General features: G+C 71.0%; 2 protein-coding genes. Both read right to left on the bottom strand.

Going from position 1 to position 3,014, the window contains the following annotated elements:
* Nucleotides 1-248 precede the first annotated feature (248 nt).
* On the bottom strand, nucleotides 249-2,060 hold the full coding sequence (locus tag ABZX75_RS34135; protein ID WP_355418084.1) for a S8 family serine peptidase: 1,812 nt from the start codon (nucleotides 2,058-2,060) through the stop codon (nucleotides 249-251).
* A gap of 187 nt (nucleotides 2,061-2,247) precedes the next feature.
* A complete protein-coding gene (locus tag ABZX75_RS34130; RefSeq protein ID WP_355418081.1) occupies nucleotides 2,248-2,775 on the bottom strand; it encodes a hypothetical protein in 528 nt (175 codons plus the stop codon).
* Between the last annotated feature and the right edge of the window lie 239 nt (nucleotides 2,776-3,014).

The following is a 3,014-nucleotide window of genomic DNA, read 5'->3' as shown; positions in this document are numbered from 1 at the left end:
TCCGCGGCCCCCGCTTCGGACGGCTTGGCTATGTTCTCGCTGGTCACAGGTGCACTCTTCCATGATCGGAGTCACACCGTTTCTTTTACAGTCCCTCAGGCGAGTCAGGCCGCTGCTCGTTTGAAGTCCGCGTGGAACAGGCCCGTTGGGGGGGCGGCCGAAATCAGGGTTGGGTGTGGGGGTGTCTGGGCAAGGTCCGTCCCCGGCGGTGAGGGGCGGCGGCGCCGGGGGCGGAGTGCGGGTTGGTTTCAGGTGGCGGGGTAGATGCCTGGGGTGGTGGTTGCGTACATGGGTTGGGTGTGGGGGTTGTGGGGGTGGTTGGGTGGGGCGGGTGTGGTGAGGGCGGTGGGGGCGTCGGGGAGGCCGGCGCCGGTGTGTGCGGGGTCGGTGCCGGGGATGGGTCGGCAGGCTGTGCGCAGGAGGGTGTGGAGTTGGTGGGGGCGGGTGGGGGTGTGGGGCATGGCCTGGGTGTGCAGGTGGTCGTGGTGGGCTAGGAGGAGGGCGGTGAGGGCGGTGATGTGGGCGGCGGCGATGGTGGTGCCGTCGGTGGGGGTGTAGCCGTCGCCGGGGGCGGTGGTGATGACTGCGGTTCCTGGTGCGACGAGGTCGATGCCGGGGCCGGTTGGGGTGAAGGGGGCGGGGTAGGAGCCGGTGCAGGGCGGTGGGGTGGGCGGGTGGGGGCTGTGGGGCGGGTGGGCGGCGGTGTGGGTGATTGCGCCCACGGCGAGGACGCCTGGGAGGGCGGCGGGGTGGCGCAGGGGTCCTGGGGTGTTGCCGGCGGGGGCGATGACGGTGATGCCGGCGGTGTTTGCGTCGTGCAGTTTCCACGCTACGAGCTGGGAGGGGGCCTGGTAGGCGAGGTTGATCTGGGCGACGTCGATGTCGTGGGTGATGCAGTGGTCGACTGCCCGCAGCAGGTCGCTGATGTGTCCGTTGGGGAAGAGTTTCAGTGCGTAGAGTTCGGCGTCGGGGGCGATGCCGGTGATGCCGGTGTGGTTGTCGGCGGCGGCGAGGATCCCGGCGCACCAGGTGCCGTGGCCGGTCAGGTCCCTCTGCCAGGTTTCCTCACCGCTGAGGCGGGTGAAGTCATGCCCGGTCAGGAGCGTGTCCTTGAGGTCGGGGTGGGCGGTGTCCACGCCGGAGTCGAGGAGGGCGATCTTGATGCCTTGGCCTCGGCAGGCGGACGGGATCTGGTCCAGCCGCATCGCCCGCACCCCCCATCCGGTCACCGCCCGCCCGGGAAAGCCCTCGAAGGTGTCCGCCAGCGACTGCAGCTCCACCACCGTCTCCTGCCCCTGACAGGCACCGAGGGGGTAGTTCACGCGTCGTGGCCAGTAGCCGCTCACCGGGCGCACATACAGGGACCGCAGGGTGGCCGGGGTGTCCGCGGTCAGGGCCAGACTCGCCCGGCCGTCCCGGCCGGTCACCGCGTGGACCGTCGCGGCAGCGCCCACCGCCCACACATGCGCCCCCGCCAGCACCTCCCCGTCGCCTCCCTTGACCAGCACACGCAGGAGCTCGGGCTCCTCCAGCGGGACGGCAAGCGCCGGATCCAGGAACAACCCTCCCCCGGCCCCCACCCCGCCCAACGGCAGGGCCGGGGCATAGCACAGCGGCTGATCGCTCTCCACCACCACCTGCGGGTTCACCGCCAGCGCACGGGCCCGCTCCGCGGGCATCACCACCACCGCCACCGGCGGACACGCCAGACGAGGCCCCGCAATCGCCCCCAGCCCCCGCGAACGCGACGGACGTAGCTGCGCCACCGCCTCCACCTCGGGGTCCTCCTCCAGCAGGGTGAACAGCGCGGACGCCTCAATCGGCGGGACCCCGCCCGCCAGCATCCCCAGCGGCCGCGGCGCCACCAGATACTGGCCCCACCCCGCCCGCACCCCCCGCCCGCCTTCACCAGAGCGCAGCTGCTCACGCGGCTCCTCGTCACGCCCGCCCAGCCCGCCGAGAGCCTGAGCCCGGTCACCGGACCCGCTGCTCCCACCCGGGGACTTCGCGCCCTCGCCTGCGTTGCCCCGCTTCACACCGCTGCCGCCCTGCTCACTCATCACCCAAACCGCCATTCCAAGAAGGTTGCCGCCGTCTTCACGTCTTCATGTCTTGCCGCGCCTGGCGGGAGCGGGCACGCCACCGCTCCCGCCGGCAGGATCCGCCGCCCGGCGCCTCGGCCCGGACGGCGGCTACCGGCCGGGCGGGTCCTCCCCTGGCAGGGGAGGACCCGCCCGGCCGGACACCTCACATGCCCGGCAGCTGCCCGTACTGCGGCTGCCCGTACATCCCCGACCCCTGAAGCCCCTGAAGCTGGCCGTACTGGCCCATCTGGCCCTGGATCTGCTGCCCCTGGCCCTGAAGCGGACCCATCTGGCCCTGGATCTGCTGCCCCGGCATCTGGCCGATCTGCCCCGGGATCTCGCCGATCTGGCCCTGGCCCTGGCTGATGATCTGCGCCAGCGTCATATGCACGATCGGCGCGATACGCCGCGCACACTCGGTCAGCACACTGCTCCAGGCCTGCGGCGGAATCTGCCCCTGCGTCTGGATCCCCATCAGAATCTGCGGGTCGATCCGCAGCTGCTCCACCATCGCGTTCACCGCCGTCCCGGCACACCGCAGCGACAGCTCCGTCACCAGCAACGGCAACTGCTGCCCCAGCCCCGGCCCCTGGATTCCGAGCAGCTGCTGGCCTTGACCGATCTGGGACTGGCCGATCTGGCCCTGACCGATCAGGGACTGGCCGATCTGCTGGGGGGTGTAGACAGACATCAAACTCCTCCTTGAGCTCTGACGGACACACCGGTCAACGCAGAACCGGAAAACCCGGCCCGCGCCACCCGCAGCAAACCACCAACCACCAAAGAACACATCCCGGGACATACCGCCAAAAGAACCCCTCGGCCTTCCCGCACCACTGAACCGCCCCGGGGATCTTGGAGGCTCTGGACCCTGGAAGGGTTGGAGTCATGCCGGCACCGAGGAAGTACCCCGCTGAGCTGCGGGAGCGA

The organism is Streptomyces sp. NPDC003038 (genome assembly GCF_040611115.1).
Taxonomy (GTDB): domain Bacteria; phylum Actinomycetota; class Actinomycetes; order Streptomycetales; family Streptomycetaceae; genus Streptomyces.
Note: the sequence above shows the minus strand (reverse complement) of the source record. Positions and strands in the feature narration are given on the sequence as shown.